18 protein-coding genes are annotated in these 17523 nt (G+C 70.4%); 7 read left to right on the top strand and 11 right to left on the bottom strand.

What is annotated here, in order from left to right:
- Positions 1-212, top strand: a 212-nt coding sequence (locus tag AC30CM_RS08535; protein ID WP_490116414.1) for a hypothetical protein, incomplete at its 5' end; no start/stop codon positions are given.
- A gap of 17 nt (positions 213-229) precedes the next feature.
- Here AC30CM_RS08535 and AC30CM_RS08530 read toward each other — a convergent pair.
- A complete protein-coding gene (locus AC30CM_RS08530) occupies positions 230-1384 on the bottom strand; it encodes an AI-2E family transporter (protein ID WP_490116413.1) in 1155 nt (384 codons plus the stop codon).
- 91 nt (positions 1385-1475) lie between these two features.
- Between AC30CM_RS08530 and AC30CM_RS08525 the strand changes: the two genes are divergently transcribed.
- The 3 genes from AC30CM_RS08525 to AC30CM_RS08515 are packed head-to-tail and all read left to right on the top strand — an operon-like array spanning position 1476 to position 4197.
- The gene (locus AC30CM_RS08525; protein ID WP_490116412.1) at positions 1476-2582 is read left to right on the top strand and encodes a lysylphosphatidylglycerol synthase transmembrane domain-containing protein; all 1107 of its coding nucleotides are present in this window, start codon (positions 1476-1478) and stop codon (positions 2580-2582) included.
- Positions 2583-2585: 3 nt separating this feature from the next.
- Positions 2586-3842, top strand: coding sequence for a M23 family metallopeptidase (locus tag AC30CM_RS08520; protein ID WP_490116411.1), 1257 nt, complete (start codon positions 2586-2588; stop codon positions 3840-3842).
- Positions 3829-4197 carry a DUF3054 domain-containing protein gene (locus tag AC30CM_RS08515; protein ID WP_490116410.1) on the top strand — a complete coding sequence of 123 codons (369 nt, stop codon included), beginning with the start codon at positions 3829-3831 and terminating at the stop codon, positions 4195-4197. The genes AC30CM_RS08520 and AC30CM_RS08515 overlap by 14 nt, the downstream gene beginning before the upstream one ends.
- Here the strand turns inward: AC30CM_RS08515 and AC30CM_RS08510 are convergent.
- The 4 genes from AC30CM_RS08510 to AC30CM_RS08495 form a co-directional block, all read right to left on the bottom strand.
- Entirely contained in the window at positions 4112-5542 is a 1431-nt protein-coding gene (locus tag AC30CM_RS08510) for a sensor histidine kinase (RefSeq protein ID WP_490116409.1), read from the bottom strand. The two genes, AC30CM_RS08515 and AC30CM_RS08510, sit on opposite strands and share 86 nt — an antisense overlap.
- A 3-nt stretch (positions 5543-5545) precedes the next feature.
- Positions 5546-6223 (bottom strand): response regulator transcription factor, encoded by a 678-nt coding sequence (locus tag AC30CM_RS08505; RefSeq protein ID WP_490116419.1) that lies wholly within the window; start codon positions 6221-6223, stop codon positions 5546-5548.
- 77 nt (positions 6224-6300) lie between these two features.
- Positions 6301-6684: a heme-binding protein gene (locus AC30CM_RS08500; RefSeq protein ID WP_490116408.1), complete on the bottom strand. Its 384-nt coding sequence runs from the start codon at positions 6682-6684 to the stop codon at positions 6301-6303.
- Between the two features lie 171 nt (positions 6685-6855).
- Positions 6856-7443: a hemophore gene (locus AC30CM_RS08495; RefSeq protein ID WP_490116407.1), complete on the bottom strand. Its 588-nt coding sequence runs from the start codon at positions 7441-7443 to the stop codon at positions 6856-6858.
- A 286-nt stretch (positions 7444-7729) separates the two neighbouring features.
- On the opposite strand from AC30CM_RS08495, the gene AC30CM_RS08490 reads away from it, so the two are divergent.
- Together AC30CM_RS08490 and AC30CM_RS08485 are read left to right on the top strand one after the other, a co-directional pair.
- Positions 7730-10708, top strand: coding sequence for an MMPL family transporter (locus AC30CM_RS08490; protein WP_490116406.1), 2979 nt, complete (start codon positions 7730-7732; stop codon positions 10706-10708).
- Positions 10705-11208: an XRE family transcriptional regulator gene (locus AC30CM_RS08485; protein WP_490116405.1), complete on the top strand. Its 504-nt coding sequence runs from the start codon at positions 10705-10707 to the stop codon at positions 11206-11208. The genes AC30CM_RS08490 and AC30CM_RS08485 overlap by 4 nt, the downstream gene beginning before the upstream one ends.
- Positions 11209-11217: 9 nt before the next feature.
- Here AC30CM_RS08485 and AC30CM_RS08480 read toward each other — a convergent pair whose 3' ends face one another.
- Together AC30CM_RS08480 and AC30CM_RS08475 are read right to left on the bottom strand one after the other, a co-directional pair.
- A complete protein-coding gene (locus AC30CM_RS08480; RefSeq protein WP_490116404.1) occupies positions 11218-11916 on the bottom strand; it encodes a hypothetical protein in 699 nt (232 codons plus the stop codon).
- The gene (locus AC30CM_RS08475) at positions 11913-12509 is read right to left on the bottom strand and encodes an Rv1363c family protein (RefSeq protein WP_490116403.1); all 597 of its coding nucleotides are present in this window, start codon (positions 12507-12509) and stop codon (positions 11913-11915) included. The genes AC30CM_RS08480 and AC30CM_RS08475 overlap by 4 nt, the downstream gene beginning before the upstream one ends.
- 82 nt (positions 12510-12591) lie before the next feature.
- Here AC30CM_RS08475 and AC30CM_RS08470 point away from each other — a divergent pair, with 82 nt between their 5' ends.
- The gene (locus AC30CM_RS08470; RefSeq protein ID WP_490116402.1) at positions 12592-14592 is read left to right on the top strand and encodes a M13 family metallopeptidase; all 2001 of its coding nucleotides are present in this window, start codon (positions 12592-12594) and stop codon (positions 14590-14592) included.
- A gap of 3 nt (positions 14593-14595) precedes the next feature.
- On the opposite strand, the gene AC30CM_RS08465 is transcribed toward AC30CM_RS08470, so the two are convergent.
- From AC30CM_RS08465 to AC30CM_RS08450, 4 genes are all read right to left on the bottom strand, one after another.
- Entirely contained in the window at positions 14596-15219 is a 624-nt protein-coding gene (locus AC30CM_RS08465) for a TetR/AcrR family transcriptional regulator (protein WP_490116401.1), read from the bottom strand.
- Positions 15220-15358: 139 nt separating this feature from the next.
- Positions 15359-16396 (bottom strand): L,D-transpeptidase, encoded by a 1038-nt coding sequence (locus AC30CM_RS08460; RefSeq protein WP_490116400.1) that lies wholly within the window; start codon positions 16394-16396, stop codon positions 15359-15361.
- A 138-nt stretch (positions 16397-16534) separates the two neighbouring features.
- Entirely contained in the window at positions 16535-16843 is a 309-nt protein-coding gene (gene ricR / locus AC30CM_RS08455) for a copper-sensing transcriptional repressor RicR (protein ID WP_490116399.1), read from the bottom strand.
- Between the two features lie 2 nt (positions 16844-16845).
- The gene (locus AC30CM_RS08450; RefSeq protein WP_490116398.1) at positions 16846-17478 is read right to left on the bottom strand and encodes a DUF305 domain-containing protein; all 633 of its coding nucleotides are present in this window, start codon (positions 17476-17478) and stop codon (positions 16846-16848) included.
- Positions 17479-17523: the final 45 nt, after the last annotated feature.

Below are 17523 nucleotides of genomic sequence, written 5' to 3'. Positions count from 1 at the left end.
CGGTCGGCACTCCGCAGCCGGGCCCGGCGCCGCAGCCGCCCCAGCCGGCCCCGGAGCCGCCGACGACCGCGTTCCGCGCGCAGCCCACGCCCGAGGCGGACGCCACGGAGAAGATCGACACGCGCGAAGCCGCCGACGACGATCGCAAGCGCCGTGGCGGCGGTGGCGGCGTCAGCGCGGCGGACCTGCTGCGCCGCGAAGGCCGGATGTAGGTCGGACCCGGCGGGAGTCATCCCGCCGGGCTCACCTCGTCGGGTCTGGCGCTGATGGTCGGGCCCGTGTCGGCTTCGAGCGCGGCCTGTTCGGCGTCCGGGTCCTCGGCCAGCAGTACGCGCACCGCGCTGTTGAGGAACGCCACGACGGGCACCGCCAGCAGCGCCCCGATGATGCCCGCGAGCACGCCGCCGGTCGCGATCGCCAGCACGACGGCCAGCGGGTGGATCGACACCGCGCGCCCCATCACCAGCGGTTGCAGGACGTGCGCCTCGAGCTGCTGCACCGCGATGATGAGCCCGAACGTGATGAGCGCGTACACCCAACCCTTGGCGATCAGTGCCACCACGACCGCCAGCGCCCCCGACAGCACCGCGCCGACCAGCGGGATGAACGCGCCGAGGAACACCAGCGACGCCAAGGGCAGCGCCAGCGGGATGCCCATGATCGCCAGGCCGGTGCCGATGCCGACGGCGTCGACGAGCGCCACCAGGAACGTGGCTCGCACGTAACCGATGAGCGAGTGGAAGCCCGCCCGGCCGGCGTCGCGGACCCGGGCGCGCGTCCGCGTGGGGAACACCCGGGTGACGAACGCGAAGATGTTGCGGCCGCCGTGCAACAGGAAGATCAGCGTGAAGAACGCCAGCAGCGCACCGGTGACGATCTCGGCGATGGTGCCCGCCGTGGAGAACGCCCCGCTGGTGAGCTTGGACTGGTTGTTCTTCAGCGCGTCGATGGCTGCCTGGGTGGCGCTCTGCACCTGCTCGTTCGAGAAGTGCGACAGCACGCCCGTCGACAACGTCTGACGGACGTTGTCGATGCTTTGCGTCACCTGTTCGACGAGCGCGGGCGCACCCTCGACGAACTGGCTCACCACGAACGTCAGCAATCCGCCGACCACCACCAGGCTGCTCAGCAGCACGATCGCCACCGCCGCGCCCCGGTTGAGCCCGCGGCGATCCAGCAGGTCCACGACCGGTACCAGCATGGCCGTGAGCATCGTGGCCAGCAGCACCGGCACCACGATCACCTCGAGGTGCGCCACCACCCACAGCAGGGCGGCCAGCGCGGCGAAGATCACCAGCAGCCGCCACGACCACGCCGCACCCTTGCGCACCAGCGGGTGCACGGCCTCGTCGGCCGCGGTATCCCACGAGAACCCCTGTGACATGCGACGTAGCGTACTGCCGGTCATGATCATTCTCGATGATCCTGGTCGAGGGTCCCCGAGCCGCGGGGGGCCCGCCGTTACCCTGTAGGGCGTGTCGCACGACGCGCCGGCCGGCGACTCTCGCCGAGAAGGACGCCAGCGTGGCAAGTACTGGTGGTTGCGCTGGGTGATCATCGCCGTCGCCGTCGTGGTGCTGACGGTCGAGGTCGTGCTGGTGTGGGATCAGCTCGCCAAGGCGTGGCACAGCCTGCTGACCGCCAACGCGTGGTGGGTCGCGGCGTCCGTCGTCGCGGCCATGGCCTCGATGCACAGCTTCGCCCAGATCCAGCGCACCCTGCTGCGTTCGGCCGGCGTCCGGGTGCGGCAGTGGCGCTCGGAGGCCGCGTTCTACGCGGGCAACGCGCTGTCCACCACCATGCCCGGCGGCCCGGTGCTGTCGGCGACGTTCATCTACCGCCAGCAGCGCCTCTGGGGCGCCACGCCCGTCGTCGCGTCCTGGCAGCTGGTGATGTCCGGCGTGCTGCAGGCCGTCGGCCTGGCGCTGCTCGGGCTCGGCGGCGCGTTCCTGCTCGGGGCCAGCAAGAACCCGCTGTCGCTGATCTTCACGCTCGGCGGTTTCGTCGCACTGCTGCTGTTGGCGCAGTCGGTGGCGGCGAACCCCCAACAGATCGACGGCATCGGCGTGCGCGTGCTGTCCTGGGTCAACTCGGTGCGCGGCAAGCCCGCCGACACCGGGTTGGCGAAGTGGCGCGAGCTGCTCGGGCAGCTCGAGTCGGTGAGCCTGAGCCGTCGGGCGCTGGGCAAGGCGTTCGGCTGGTCGCTGTTCAACTGGATCGCCGACGTCGCGTGCCTGGCGTTCGCGGCGTACGCGGCCGGGGGGCACCCGTCGCTGGCGGGGCTCACGGTGGCCTACGCCGCGGCGCGCGCCGTCGGCGCCATCCCGCTGATGCCGGGTGGGCTGCTGGTGGTGGAGGCGGTCCTGGTGCCCGGGCTGGTGTCCAGCGGCATGACGTTGGCGGCCGCCATCTCGGCGATGCTGATCTATCGGCTGGTCAGCTGGATCTTCATCTCGGCCATCGGCTGGGTGGTGTTCTTCTTCCTGTTCCGCACCGAGAAGGACGTCGATCCCGACACCGACCCCGGCACCGACGCCACCCCGGAGTCGGCCCGCGATCCGCACGACCCTCATAGGATCTAGGCCATGACCACCCCGCGAAGCGCCGTCCTGGCCGGCCTCGCCGTGCTGACGCTGCTCGCCGGGTGCTCGGGATCATCCGAATCCCCCTCTGCCGAAAGCGGTTCCGACACCTCATCGGCCGCACCCACCGCAGAGGACGCCGAACCCAGCGTGGTCACCCCCGTGCTGGCCCACGTCCTGGCCGCCCCCATCCCCGTCCCCGGTACCGACGGCAAGGTGCACCTGGCCTACGAGCTGCAACTCACCAACGCCATGGGCAGCGACGTCACCGTGCGGTCGCTCGCCGTGACCGCGGGCGACCGTACGCTGCTGACGCTCGACGGCCCCGAGTTGGCCGGCCGCACGCGCCTGCTCGGCGACGCGGGTACCCCCACCGCCACGCTGGGCGCCGGCCGTAACGCCACGGTGTGGCTCGACGTCGCCATCGATCCCAGCCAGGGCACCACACCCGCTGTGCCGGAACGGCTTTCGCATACGGTGGTGGTGGACGTGAGCACGCCGTCACCACCCCTGCTGCCCGCCACGGTCACCGCCGAGGTCGCCCCCGTCACCGTCTCGACGCACGCTCCGGCGGTGATCGCGCCGCCGCTCGACGGGCCCGGATGGCTCAACGGCGACGGCTGCTGCACCGACATGACCGCACACCGCATGGCGCTCAACCCCATCAACGGGGCCCTCTGGGTGGCCGAACGGTTCGCCATCGACTACGTCCAGCTGAGCCCGCAGGGCACGGTGACCACCGGTGACCCGACCAAGCTCGAGTCCTACCCCTACTTCGGCGACGACGTACACGCCGTCGCCGACGGACCGGTGGTGGCCGTGGTCGACGGCCTGCCCGAGCAGACGCCGGGCACCGCCCCGACCGGACTGCGCCTGGACGAGTACGGCGGTAATCACGTGGTGCAGGACATCGGCGACGGCAACTACGCCTTCTACGCGCATCTGAAGACCGCCTCGGTGACGGTGTCCCCCGGCGAGCAACTCACGGCCGGCCAGGTGGTGGGCAGCCTCGGCAACAGCGGCAACACCGACGCCCCGCACCTGCACTTCCACGTGATGGATGGCCCGGACCCGTTGCGCGCCAACGGCATTCCGTTCGAGATCCGGTCCTTCGACCTCACCGGCAGGGTGACGTCCTACGATGCGTTGGGGCCGCTGCTCGCGGGCAGACCCGCGCCCATGGTGGCGGGCTTCGCTCCCCGCACCGAAACCAACACCTCCCCACTGAACTTGGACGTGATGACCTATGCCGTCGGCTGAGAAGCGCACCGTCGCCCTGGCCCTGCTCGCCGACGCGGCGGCCATCCTGGCCTTCGCGGCCGTCGGCCGCCGCAGTCACGCCGAGGGCGTCACCGTCGCCGGCGTGCTCGCCACGGCCTGGCCCTTCCTGTCCGGCACGGCGGTCGGGTGGGTGATCGTCAGGGGGTGGCGCAAGCCCACGTCGCTGCGGCCCACCGGGCTGGTGGTCTGGCTGTCGACCCTCGTCGTCGGAATGGTGTTGCGCAAGCTGGTGTCTGCGACCGTGGTGCCTAGCTTCGTGGTGGTCGCGGCGTGCGCCACCGCCATCCTCGTACTCGGCTGGCGCGGCGTCGTAGCGGTCCTGGCTCGACGGTGACCTCGTCGTCCTGATCGTCGGCGTCGTCGACCGCGGCGGTCGACACGGTCAGCACCGCGCGCAACCCGCCACCAGGTCCGTCGGCCAATTCGATGGCGCCGCCGTGCAAGTCGGCCTGCTGCGCGACGAGCGCCAACCCCAGCCCGGACCCGCCGACGGCGGCCGTGCTGCCGCGCACGAAGCGGCCCAGGACGGCCTCGTGCTCCTCGGCGGGCAACCCGCGGCCGTCGTCGTCGACCACGATGGTGAGCAGCCCGGGGGTGCGGCGGTGGGCCGCGAGCACGATGCGCGACGCGCCGCCATGCGCAATCGCGTTGCGCACCAAGTTGTCCACCGCCAGACGCAGACCGCCCGGCCACCCCCACACCGTGCCGACGTCGTCGTCGGTCTCGACGACGATCTCGACCGCCCCCGAGTGGGCGTTCTCGCGCGCCACCCGGTCGAGCATGTCGGTGACGTCGATGGGCTCGCGGTCCTCGGCCTGCGCCAGCTGTCCCGACGCCAGCTGCCCCAGCGCGGTGATGATCGCCTCGACGCGCCGCTGGGCGCGCGACAGGTCCGCGACCACCTCCTGGCGCTCGTCGGCGGGCAGGTCGTGGATGCGCAGCGTGTCCAGGTCCGCACGCATCGCCGTCAGCGGGGTACGCAGCTCGTGGGCGGCGTTGGCCGCGAAGTCCTGTGCCGCTTGCAGACTCGTCGTCGTGACCTGCTGCGCCGCCGCCAGCCGGCTGAGCATGTCGACCATGGCATCGGAGAGCTCCTCCGCCTCGCGGACGCCCTTGACCGCCTCGATCCGCTCGCCGCCCTTCCCCAGCCGCATCGTCTGCGCGGTGAGCTTGCGCAGCGGCCGGATGGCGGGTCCGGCGAGCAACCAGCCGAGCCCGCCTGCGATCAGCACGGTGATCAGACCGACCGTGGCGTACAGCGGAATCCTGGCGCTGTTCAACAGGATGCTGTCCGCGCGGATGCCCACCGACATCAGCACGCCGCCCTGCTGGTCCATGGGGATCGTGCGCACGCGGTACTCGAGGCCGTTGACCTCCACCGTGGCCGTGCCCGGTGGCAGGCGGGGAAGTTGGAACCCGCGCTGGAACACCACCTGCCCGGACGAGCGCGACCGACCCGTGGTGAGCACGCCGCGGCTCGAGTTGCCGAACTGCTCGGGGTACATGCTGGCGTCCACGATCGAGTCCAGGCGCCGATCCAGTTGCACCGCATCGTTGTTGGCGAGCACCAGCGACGTCAGCACCGTGAACACCGCGACCACGGCCGCCGCGGCGACCGCCGAGGCCAGCGCCACGCGCGTGCGCAGCGAGGCCGACCTCAGGAAGCGGGGTAACTGCACCCGTCAGCCGTCTTGTCGCAGTACGTACCCGATGCCGCGCACGGTGTGGATCACGCGGGGATGCCCGTCGCGCTCCAGCTTGCGCCGCAGGTAGCTGATGAACACGTCGGCGACGTTGGTGTCGACGTCGAAGTCGTAGCCCCACACCAGTTCCAGCAGGCGCTGCCGCGACAGCACCACGCCGGCATTCTCCGCCAGCACCGCCAACAGGTCGAACTCACGCTTGGTCAGCTCCACGCGATCACCGTCGACGAACACCAGCCGGCGCGCGGTGTCGATGGTCAGCGGACCGACGGTCAACGTGTCCGACTGCTGCTCCGAGTGCGCGGAGCGCCGCAGCAGCGCATGCAGCCGCGCCACCAGCTCGCCGAGGTCGAACGGCTTCGTCAGGTAGTCGTCGGCACCGGCCTCCAGACCGGCGATGCGGTCGTTGACCGTGTCACGCGCCGACAGCACGCAGATCGGGATGTCGTTGCCCAGCGCCCGCAGCGCCGTCACCACGGCCACGCCGTCGAGTTCGGGCATCTGCACGTCGAGCACCAACGCGTCGTGGGTCTCGGTGGACAGCAGCCGCAGCGCTTCCTTGCCATTCGACGCCACCCGGACGTCGAACCCCGAGTGCCGCAGACCGCGCGACACCGAGGTACGAACGTCCGGGTCGTCGTCGACCATCAGGACCATCCGGCCCGGCTCCCTGCCGGCTTCCGGCCCGACGTCCTCCCCGGTGGGATGTGCCCCCTGCCTCGCAGGCACGGGGGTTACGGAATTGCGGGCGCCGGTGCCGAGCCGCAGCGATTCTTGATGTCGACCAGCGGCTGCCGGATGCCCGTCAGCTCCGCCTTGGTCTGCGGGTTCTGATCCAGGTAGGCGGTGACGTCCTTGCGGAGCTCTTCGCGCGGCTTGCCCTCGAGGCTGGTGAAGAACCAGTTCACGTCCGGGTGGGTGAACAGGTAGGCCGAAGTGGAGGCCGACACGCCCGCGGCGACGCCTGCCAGGTCGGCGGCGGTGCAGTTCGGGGGGTTCTGGGCCGGGTCGTCGGCCATGGCAGACGGGATCGCGCCGAACAGCATCGCGCCTGCGATCGAGCCGGCGCCCAGTGCGCCAGCAACCGCACGTCGCCCAGCACGGGCCGAGAGCAACATGATCAAGCTCCTTCTTCCAAGACGGACACGCCGTAACCCCAGGCGGTTACCGACACAGAAAAGCTAAGCAGAATCCCCGACGAGTTTCCCGCCTTGTGCACAACCGGTGTCGCCCGACCGTGAAATCGCAGGTCACGACGGCGTCCAGGGACGACGTCGACGCTCGTGGGACTAGCCCGACGTGGTGCTCACCGCTCCAGGAGTCGCCGCACCCCCGGGCCGGGCCGGCGCGCCGGGCGCCGTCACCGTCGGCGCGGAGCCACCGGGAACGCCGACGGTCTGCGCGGCTCCCAGCGTTCCTGGCAAACTGCTGGGAGCCCCACCCTGTGCGGCTGCGCCCGCCCCCTGGACGGCCTGCACCAACCCCAGCAGCTGCGGCAGCGAGACCGGCAGCTTGCACTGGTTGGACAGCGACACCAGCGGCGCTTGCAACTCCCCGATGTCCTTGGCGGCGTCGGGGTTGGCGTCGAAGTACGCCTTGAGCGCCGCCAGCGACTGGGGGCCCGCCTGCTGCTGCGAGATGGTGGTCAGCGCGGCGTCGGTCTTCGGGTGGGCGTCGAGGTAGATGCCCGTGGACGTGGCCACCGAACCGATGGTCTTGGCGATCGAGCTGGCCGCGCACGGGTTGGTGGCGGCCGTCGCCTCGGGGGCGCCGACCCCGCCGGGGATGGCGAGCGCCACGGCGGCTGCCCCGCCTGCGGCGGTGACGGCGAACACGCCGAGCAGGCTGCGGCGGATGGTACGGGGGAACTGGACCACGGTGACTCCTCACGGTCCGCGCGCGGCACGCCAGCGGCGCGGACCTCGTTCGATCACGGCGTCGGCGAATCCCCGACCCACGCCGTCGCGGCCCATCCTGCCATCCGCACGGGACCGGCGCACAATTCGCGCAGCAAACCAGCAGGTCACCGGGAGAAGCATCGCGGCGGTGGGGTCTTGGGCGGCCGCGCAAACGGGTCACCCTACCCCGCGCTGCGGTAGGCTCTCGACAACGAAACGCCTGCGACGGGGACACGAGAAGCCGAGGTTCGTCATCCAGCAGTTCATGATGCGCTTGAGCGCGAACTTGCGCAGATTCCGCTGGGCGGTCTTCGCGGTGTGGCTGTTGCTCCTGGTGCCCTCGGTGTATCTGGCGATCAGCCAGTCGAGCAACCTCATCGGCGGCGGTTTCGAGGTCGCGGGTTCCCAGTCCCAAGCCGTCGAATACCAGGTCGAAGACCACTACCCCGATCTGGGCGCCTCCCCCCTGGCGCTGGTGGCCGCACCCCGCGCCGACGCGTCCTACGACGACATGACCGCCGCCGTGGCCGAACTCGAGCGCATCGCCGCGCAGCAACCCGGCGTCAAGATCGTGCCCAACCCGCAGCAGCCGCCGCCCCGACCCGACCGGCCGTACGTCGTCTCGCTGCAGACCAGCTTCGACAGCGCCAGCACCGACATCGCCAAGCAACTGCGCAAGGACGTCGGCATCGACGGCGAACGACCCGGCCAGACCGCCGACGGCAAGGTCCGGCTCTACGTCATCGGCCAGGGCGCGCTCAGCGCGGCAGCCAGCGAAGCCACCAAGCACGACATCGCCCAGGCCGAACAGTGGAACATCCCGATCGTCCTGATCGTGCTGCTCGCGGTGTTCGGGTCCCTGGCCGCGGCGGCGCTGCCGCTGCTGCTCGGCGTGTGCACCGTCGTCGTCACCATGGGCCTGGTCTTCCTGCTGTCGATGGTCACGCAGATGTCGGTGTTCGTCACCTCCACGGTGTCGATGTTCGGGATCGCGCTGGCCGTGGACTACTCGCTGTTCATCCTCATGCGCTTCCGCGAGGAACTGCGCTCCGGCCGGGACTTCGAGCAGGCCGTCGACGCCGCCATGGGTACCTCGGGGCTCGCCGTCCTGCTGTCGGGTCTGACCGTCATCGCGTCCATGACCGGCATCTACCTCATCGACACGCCGGTGCTGACGTCCATGGCCACCGGCGCCATCCTCGCCGTCGCGGTCGCGGTGCTCACCTCCACGACGCTGACGCCCGCCGTGCTGCGACTGTTCGGCAGATCGGCCGCCAAACGGTCGACCTACCTGCACCTGTCGCGGCGCGGTGACACCACGCAGTCACGGTTCTGGACCCGCTGGGTCACCGGGGTGATGCGCAGGCCGTGGATGTCGGCGTCGATCGCGGCGGTGCTCCTGCTGGTGCTGGCCGCCCCGGCGGTCGGCATGACGCTGGGCAACAGCCTGCTCAAGCAGTTCGAGCCCACGCACGAGATCCGCGGCGGCGTGAACGCCGCGGCCGAGGCCCTCGGACCCGGCGCCATGGGCCCCGTGCGCGTGCTGGTCACGTTCGACGACAACACCGCCAACCAGCCCGACAACGCGGCCACGCTGTCCGCGGTGCAGCAGAAGATCGCGCAGGGCCCCGACATCGCCAGCGTGACGCCGCCGGTCTTCGGCGACGACAACCGCAGCGCGCTGCTGTCCGTCGTGCTGTCGATCGACCCGGAGGAGTCCGGCGCCCGCGACACCGTGGACTGGCTGCGCGACAACCTGCCCGCCGCGGCGGGCGATCGCGCCCAGGTGGCCGTCGGCGGACCCACGGCCCTGATCAAGGACTTCGACGACCGGGTGTCCGGTACGCAGCCCCTGGTGTTCGTGTTCGTGGCGCTCATCGCGTTCGTGATGCTGCTGATCTCGATCCGATCGGTGTTCCTGGCCCTCAAGGGCGTGCTCATGACGGTGCTGTCGGTGGCGGCCGCCTACGGCAGCCTGGTGGCGGTCTTCGAATGGGGCTGGCTGGAACCGCTGGGCTTCGACAAGCTCGACTCCCTCGACAGCACCATCCCGCCTCTTGTGCTGGCCATGACGTTCGGCCTGTCGATGGACTACGAGATCTTCCTGCTGACGCGCATCCGGGAACGGTTCGTGCGCACTCAGAACACCCGCGACGCCGTCGCGTACGGCGTGAGCACCAGCGCGCGCACCATCACCAGCGCGGCACTGATCATGATCGCCGTGTTCGTCGGGTTCGCGTTCGCGGGCATGCCGCTGGTCGCCCAGCTGGGCGTGGCGTGCGCCGTCGCCATCGCCGTGGACGCCACCGTGGTCCGGCTGGTGCTCGTCCCCGCGCTCATGGCGATGTTCGCCGAGTGGAACTGGTGGCTGCCCCGCTGGCTGGACCGCGTGCTGCCGTCGGTCGACTTCGAGAAGCCGCTCCCCAAGGTCGACGTCGGCGACCTCGTCATCATCCCCGAGGACATCTCGGAGCTGGGCCCGTCCGGATCCGACATCCGCACCGTGGTGAAGTCGGCGGCGAAACTGAAGAACCTTGCACCGCAGACCATCACGGTGGCCGATCCGTTGGCGTTCAGCGGGTGCGGCCCGGCGGCCGACATCGGTCGCGGCCGGGACCCCGTCCTCGTCGGCTCCGCCACGCGGGCCACGCCCACCGTGATTCCCGCGTCGTCGCCGGGCGCCAACCCGGTGGCTGACACCGTTCGGCTCAGCACGCGCGGCGGCGTCCGCCTGGTGTCGCGCATCGGGGCCGTCGGCACGTCGGTCAAGCGCGCCCAGCCCACCACCGTGCACCCCGTGACGATGTGGCGCGGCCGGCTCGCCGTGGCTCTCGACGCCCTGCAGACCGCGGCCGACCTCGCCGACCCCGTCGTCGAGCGCCGCCGGCCCATGGAGACCACCAACGTCCTGCTGCCCACCGGCGACCGGCTGCAGATTCCCACCGGGGCCGAGACGTTGCGCCTGACGAGCTATCTGTTGATGTGCCGCAACACCGCGAAGGACTTCACCGCGTTCGCCGACCTCGCCGACTGCATGGAGACTCACACCGCGGCGGAGGTGCTGGCCCGGATGGACCGGTACTACTCTGGTCAACGCTCCCGGCGTCAGTGGGTGGCCACGCAGTTGGTCCGGCGGCTGGCCGATCCGCACCCGTCCGACCTGGACGAGGAGACGCAGGACTGGGAGCGGGTGAGGAAGCGCTGCCTGTCCGTGGCAGTGGCCATGCTGGAGGAGGCGAGGTGACGTTGTCCGCAGAGACGCGGGACACGCACAGCGGAAACGCCGCCCCGCAGCAGCCGCGCCCCGTCGTCGACGAGCGGCCGGTCGAGTTCTGGCCGACGTCGTCCATCCGCGCCGCGCTGGAGACCGACGACCTGACGGTGTGGCAGCGCATCACGGTGGCCATCAAGCGCGACCCGTACGGCCGCACCGCCCGCCAGGTCGAGGAAGTGCTGGCATCGGCGCCGCCCTACGGCGTGTCGAAGGCCCTGGCCGAGGTGCTGGCCCGTAGCCGTGCCGGCCTGGAGGCCAACGAGTGCGCGGAGGTGGCGCGTCACATCAAGCTGATGCTGGACCGGTCCGGGCTCGGCCAGCAGGAATTCGCGTCCCGCGTCGGCGTCCCCGTGGCCACCTTCGAGGCCTACCTGGCCGCCGAGGACTGCCCCGCCGCATCGCTGATGATCCGCATGCGCCGTCTGTCGGACCGCTTCGCGAAGATCCACGGCGAGCGCAACTCGCTGTGAGGGCGCGTCCTACCTGGCGTTGATGGGCGTCACGTCCACCACGCGCCACTGGTCTGCGGTCTCGGCGGTCTTGGTCAGCGCGACGCGCAGCGCGTACACCGCCACGTCGGCGGGCTTGTTCGGCGCGTTCTGGGTGCCCCGCACGACGACGGCGACGCTGGCCAGCTGCGGCCCGATGGCCTCGACGCCCGCCGAGATGGTCTGCGCCTGTCCGGAGATGTTCTTGCTCGTCAATTCCCGTGCCACGGCCGCGAATTGGTTGCGGTAGACGTCGGCGCGCTCGGGCGTCATGAGCGCGGCCGCACGGTCGATCGAGGCGTTCGGATCGCTCGGGGTGAAGGTGGCCGACGCCTCCGCGACGCTGCTCGCGATGCCGACGACCTCCGAGGCGTCGGTGCGCAGGCTGCGGTCGGGCACCGTCAGCTGGAAGTACCCCACCGTCACGGCGGCCACCAGGGCCGCGGTGGCCAGACCGACGACCACCAGGCGCAGTCGTGGGCCGTCGTCGTCGGTGCCGATGGTCACGCCGTCGCGTCGGTACAGCACGTAGTCGACCACCATGGCCTGCACGATCAGCAGGCACAGCACCGAACAGACCGACACCCACCACAGCGGCCACCCGGAGGCGACGCCGACGAACACCAGGCCGGCGACGGCCGCGACCGGGGCCGCGACGTCGAACAGCACCACGCGCACCACGTTGCTCATCGCAGCGTCTCCAACCGGGAGACCAGCAGCTTGCCGTCGACGTCGGACACCCCGAGGCGCAGGTTCCAGCGGACGGTCTGCGGCTTCTCGTTGCCCGTGTTCTGGGTCACCGACGTCGCGACCACCAGCACGGTGTCCGTGCGGGAGGCCACCGTCGAGAGCTCGGGCTGATCCTGCGGTGGCGGCGCCCCGTCGGGCCCCGGGGGCGCGTGGTGCAGCGTCTCGATCGCCACCGACTCGACCTGGCCGGTGGTCTTGGACCGCAGTTTCGCGACGACGGCGCGGAACGGTTCGACGGTGGTCTCGAAGTCCGCGTTGAGCTGGCCGACGGTGCCGTCGTGCAGCGTGCGCAGGTTGTCGTCGATGGTGTCGGCGTTCATGTTGATCAACGTCGTGGTCCAGTCCGCGGCGGTCTGCAGCACCTCGGTCTGGTAGGCGCGTTCGGCCTCGTCGTCGCGGTGACCCGACCAGAGGAGCACGCCGAGGACCACGGCCGCCACGCAGACCACGCCGAGGACCGCCGAGGCGATTCCGTAACCGCTGAGCCGGCCTCCGTCGCGCTCGGTGGGCTCGTCGGGGGACGCGTCGGGCATGGGCGTGAGGGTACCCGGCGCTCGTCGCGCACCCTCCGCTCGGCGGCGGCGCGCCCGCCCGCTCCGATGGCAGGATGGCGGAGTGACACGTGAAGCCATTCGCTCCGGTATCGATCTGTCCTACGTGGACGCCGCCGCACGACCCCAAGACGATCTGTTCGGTCACGTCAACGGACGCTGGCTGGCCGACTACGAGATGCCCGCGGACCGCGCCACCGACGGTGCGTTCCGGCTGCTCGCCGACCGCGCCGAGGAGCAGGTGCGCGACCTGATCCAGGAATCCGCCGCGACGGGGGCCCCGGCCGGCACCGACGAGCAGCGCGTCGGGGACCTGTTCGCGAGCTTCATGGACGAGGCCACCATCGCCGAGCGCGGTGTCCGGCCTTTGCTCGACGAGCTGGCCGCCGTGGATGCGGCGGCCGACCGCACGCAGCTGGCGGCCGTGCTGGGCAGCCTGCAGCGGGTGGGCGTGGGCGGCGGGACGGGTGTCTACGTCGACACCGACTCCAAGAACTCCACGCGCTACCTGCTGCACGTCACGCAGTCCGGGTTGGGACTGCCCGACGAGTCGTACTATCGCGACCCCCAGCACGCCGAGATCCTGGCCGCGTACCCCCAGCACGTGGCGCGGATGTTCGCGCTGGTGTTCGGTGAGGAACCGCAGCCCGGCGAGTGGGAGGCCACGGCCCAGCGCATCGTCGCGCTGGAGACCGCGATCGCCGCGGCGCACTGGGACGTCGTCAAGCGCCGCGACGCGGACCTGACGTACAACCTGCGTCGCTTCACCGACCTGCCGCAGGAGGCGCCCGGTTTCGACTGGGCCGGCTGGGCGGCGGCGCTGGGCAGCACGCGCGAAGAAATCACCGAGTTGGTGGTTCGCCAACCCGACGCGCTCACCGCGTTCGCCGCGCTGTGGGCCGAGCGTGACCTCGAGGATTGGAAGAACTGGCTGCGGTGGCGCGTCGTCAACGCGCGGACGGCCATCCTTCCCGACGAGATCGTCGCCGAGAACTTCGAGTTCTATGGCCGCCGGTTGTCGGGCACCGAGCAGATCCGGGACCGCTGGAAGCGCGGCGTCGGCCTGGTCGAGGGGCTGATGGGGGATGCGGTCGGCAAGCTGTACGTCGCCCGCTACTTCCCGCCCGCGGCCAAGGAACGCATGGACGAGCTGGTGGCCAACCTGCGGGAGGCCTACCGGGTGAGCATCACCGAGCTGGAGTGGATGACGCCCGAGACCCGCCAGCGGGCGCTGGACAAGCTCGACAAGTTCACGCCCAAGATCGGCTACCCGGCGAAGTGGCGCGACTACTCGGCGCTGGTGATCGACCGCACCGACCTGTACGGCAACTACCTACGCGGGCATGCCGTCGAGACCGACCGGGAGCTGGCGAAGCTCGGCGGCCCGGTGGACCGCGACGAGTGGTTCATGACGCCGCAGACCGTGAACGCGTACTACAACCCGGGGATGAACGAGATCGTGTTCCCGGCGGCCATCCTGCAGCCGCCGTTCTTCGACGCCGAGGCCGACGACGCCGCGAACTACGGCGGCATCGGCGCGGTGATCGGGCACGAGATCGGGCACGGCTTCGACGACCAGGGCGCCAAGTACGACGGCGACGGCAACCTGGTGGACTGGTGGACCGACGCCGACCGGGCGGAGTTCGGCAAGCGCACCAAGGCGCTCATCGACCAGTACGAGGTGCTGGTGCCCCGGCAGCTGAGCGATCAGGCCGACGCCCCGCACGTGCAGGGCGCGTTCACGGTCGGCGAGAACATCGGCGACCTGGGCGGGCTGTCGATCGCGCTGCTGGCCTACGAGCTGTCCCTGGACGGCAAGCCCGCACCCGAGATCGACGGCATGACCGGGGTACAGCGGGTGTTCTACGGCTGGGCGCAGGTGTGGCGGACGAAGTCCCGCGATGCCGAGGCCATCCGCCGGCTTGCGATCGATCCGCATTCGCCGCCGGAGTTCCGCTGCAACGGGGTGATCCGCAACATCGACGCGTTCTACGAGGCGTTCGACGTCACCGAGAAGGACGCGCTGTACCTAGAACCGGCTGCGCGCGTACGCATCTGGAACTAGCGCTCAGCCGGTCAGCGGCAGCCCGTGGACGATGACGTCGTCGATGCGGTCCGACAGCGTCGCGACCGCATCGACGACGCCCGCGTGCAGGCCGATGCCCCACACGAGCGAGCCCAGCAGGGCCGCCGTGGCGTGCACGTCGGTGTCGGGCGGCAGTTCCCCGCGCGCCACCGCGGCGCGCACCAGCTCACCGAACAGACGGGCGGCGCCGGTGGTCAACGGGTCGTCGTCGCGCCCCTGGCTGCGGCCGCGCGCCCCGTCGAGGTAGCCGCGCACCAGAAACGCCATCTCGGCGCGATCGGCGAGTTCGATGCGCCGCATCTCGCCGACGTAGCAGCGCAGCTGGCTGCGTAGCGTGGGCTGGGCGGCCACGTGCTGGAAGCACTCGTCGAGCAGGCGCACGGTGTCGCGGAGCAATTCGTCGTAGATGTCGTCGACCGAGGCGAAGTAGTAGTAGATGGCCTTGGCGGACAGGCCGGCGTGGTCGGAGACGTGTTTCATGGTGGTGCCCCACCGGCCGCGGATGCCGAACTCCTCGCGGGCCGCCCGCACGATGTTGGCCCGCGTCTGGCTGGACTGCCGCCCCGCGGGCCTGCCGCGTCGCGGCTTCACGTCGTTCACAGCCATGTCACGCCACCATCATGGACCCAGCATAACGTGCACAAAGCGCGCCAGTTTCACCTCTTGGCGAACTTCGTACCGAAGGCATGAACGACGAGTGCCCCGGCGCCGTGGCGCCGGGGCACTCGTCGGGGATGCGCGGGGGTCAGAACATCTGCCAGTCCGACGCGCCGTCGGGCTGGTTGTAGAGCCCACCCTTGCTGTTCTTCACGACGACGGGGTCGCCGCTGCCGAAGTTGTCGTAGAACCACTGCGCGTTCGCAGGACTGAGGTTGATGCAACCGTGGCTGGCGTTGCGCTTTCCCTGGTCGCCCACCGACCACGGCGCGCTGTGCACGAAGATGCCGCTGTTGTCGATGCGGACGGCGTCCTGGACCTTCAGCTTGTAGCCCTCGGCGGAGTCGACGGGCACGCCGTAGGTGGACGAGTCCATGATCATGTCGGCGAACTTCTCCAGCACGTAGTAGGTGCCGTTCTTGGTCTCGTGCTTGCCGTCGTCGCGGCCCATCGACATGGGGAAGGTCTTCTCCAGCTGGCCGTTGCGCCGCACCTCCATGGTCTTGGTGGCGTCGTCGACCGTGGCCACCAGGTAGTCACCGGTGCGGAACGTCGACTTCGTGCCGCCCGCGTCGATGCTCACCACGGTGTTGGCGGGCCAGAAGTCCTGCGGTCGCCACCGCACCTGCGTATCGCTGGTCCAGTAGAAGCGGCCGGGCACGGGCGGATTGGACGAGATGTGGATGGCCTGCTCGGCCATCGCCCGGTCGGCGATGGGCCGGGCGAAGTTGATGTAGATGGGCTTGGCGACACCGACCATGGAGCCGTTGCTCGGGTTGAACGTCGGCGGGGCGAACACCGGCGGTCCGGTGTACGGCAGGGGGTTCTGCCCGGCGGGCGTGCCGTCGGGGACCGCGGCGGGCGCGCCGTAGTTGTTGACCGCGCCGGTCGCCGGGTCCACGGGGATCCGCGGATCGGTGAGCGGGGCCGGCTCCGGCGGGGCCGGGTCCCACGGCATCCTGGGCATCTGGAACGGCGGCGGGGCCGGTGCCGGTGGCGCGTCGATCACGGCCGGGTCGGGTGCCGGTTCGGCCAGCGCGGTCGGTGCCACCAGCACCGCCGAGGAGACCAGGCCCGCCGCGAACACCGCGGTCCCGATTCGCTTCAACACATTCCGTTGCGGCATCACGCCACCTCCATAACCAAAAAACTGCACTCAGTGTGGCACAGCACGCCGCCGTCACCCGCTCCGCGAACCCGCCCCGACGCCGGCTTGACGGCTGTCGTGCCAGGTCAGACCGCGAAATGTCCGATGAGTGAACCCTCAGGATCGGACCAGGCGAGCGATGGCCGCCGAGGCCTCGGCGAGCTTGCGTTCGGCCTCGTCGCCCCCCTCGGCGACGGCGTGGCTGACGCAGTGCCCCAGGTGCTCGTCGAGCAAACCGAGCGCCACCGACTGCAGTGCACTGTTGACGGCACTGATCTGGGTGAGCACGTCGATGCAGTACTTGTCCTCGTCGATCATCTTGGCGATGCCGCGGACCTGCCCCTCGATGCGACGCAGCCGCTTGGCGTAGTTCTCCTTGTTGCTGGAGTAACCGTGCGCGCCGTCCTGCTCCGGGGTGTCACCCATCGCTACCCTCCCAGCATCTGCTTCATCTGCGTGATCTCCGCCTGCTGGGCCGTGACGATGTCCTCGGCGAGGCGCTTGGCGTCGGCGTTGACGCCCGTGTTCAGCTCCGTCTGCGCCATCGCGATGGCGCCCTCGTGGTGGGAGATCATCGACTGCAACCACAGCGTGTCGAAGTCCCTTCCCTTCAGCGTGCCCAGCCGGTCCATCGTCGCCTGATCCACCATGCCCTGCATGTCGGACATGTCGTGTCCCTCGTGGCCGCCGGTCGGCGCCCCTCCGGTCGGCGCGGCGCCGGTCCACTGCGTCAGGAAGCCCTTCATGGTCTCGATCTCGGGCTGCTGCGCCTTGGCGATGGCCGCCGCGAGTTCGACGACGGCGGGGTCCGACGAGCGGCTGGGCACCATGTCCGCGAGCTGCACGGCCTGCTCGTGATGGGGGATCATCATGGTCGCGAACGACACGTCGGCCGCATTGTGATCAGCTGGGGCGGCCGCCTCGGCGGTCGAGGTCTGCGACGAATCGGGCTGGTGATCGGCGTGGCCGTCACTCTCGGCCTGCTTGGTGCACGCGGACAGGAACAGGGCTGCTGCGCACGCGGCGACGAGGGCCGCGGCGCGCGTCGTGGTCGATGTCATGACCACCACCGTACCCGATACCCCCAAGGGGTATGGAGCCGATTG

It is taken from the genome of Mycobacterium sp. DHQP2018-32-09 (assembly GCF_058148405.1).
Note: the sequence above shows the minus strand (reverse complement) of the source record. Positions and strands in the feature narration are given on the sequence as shown.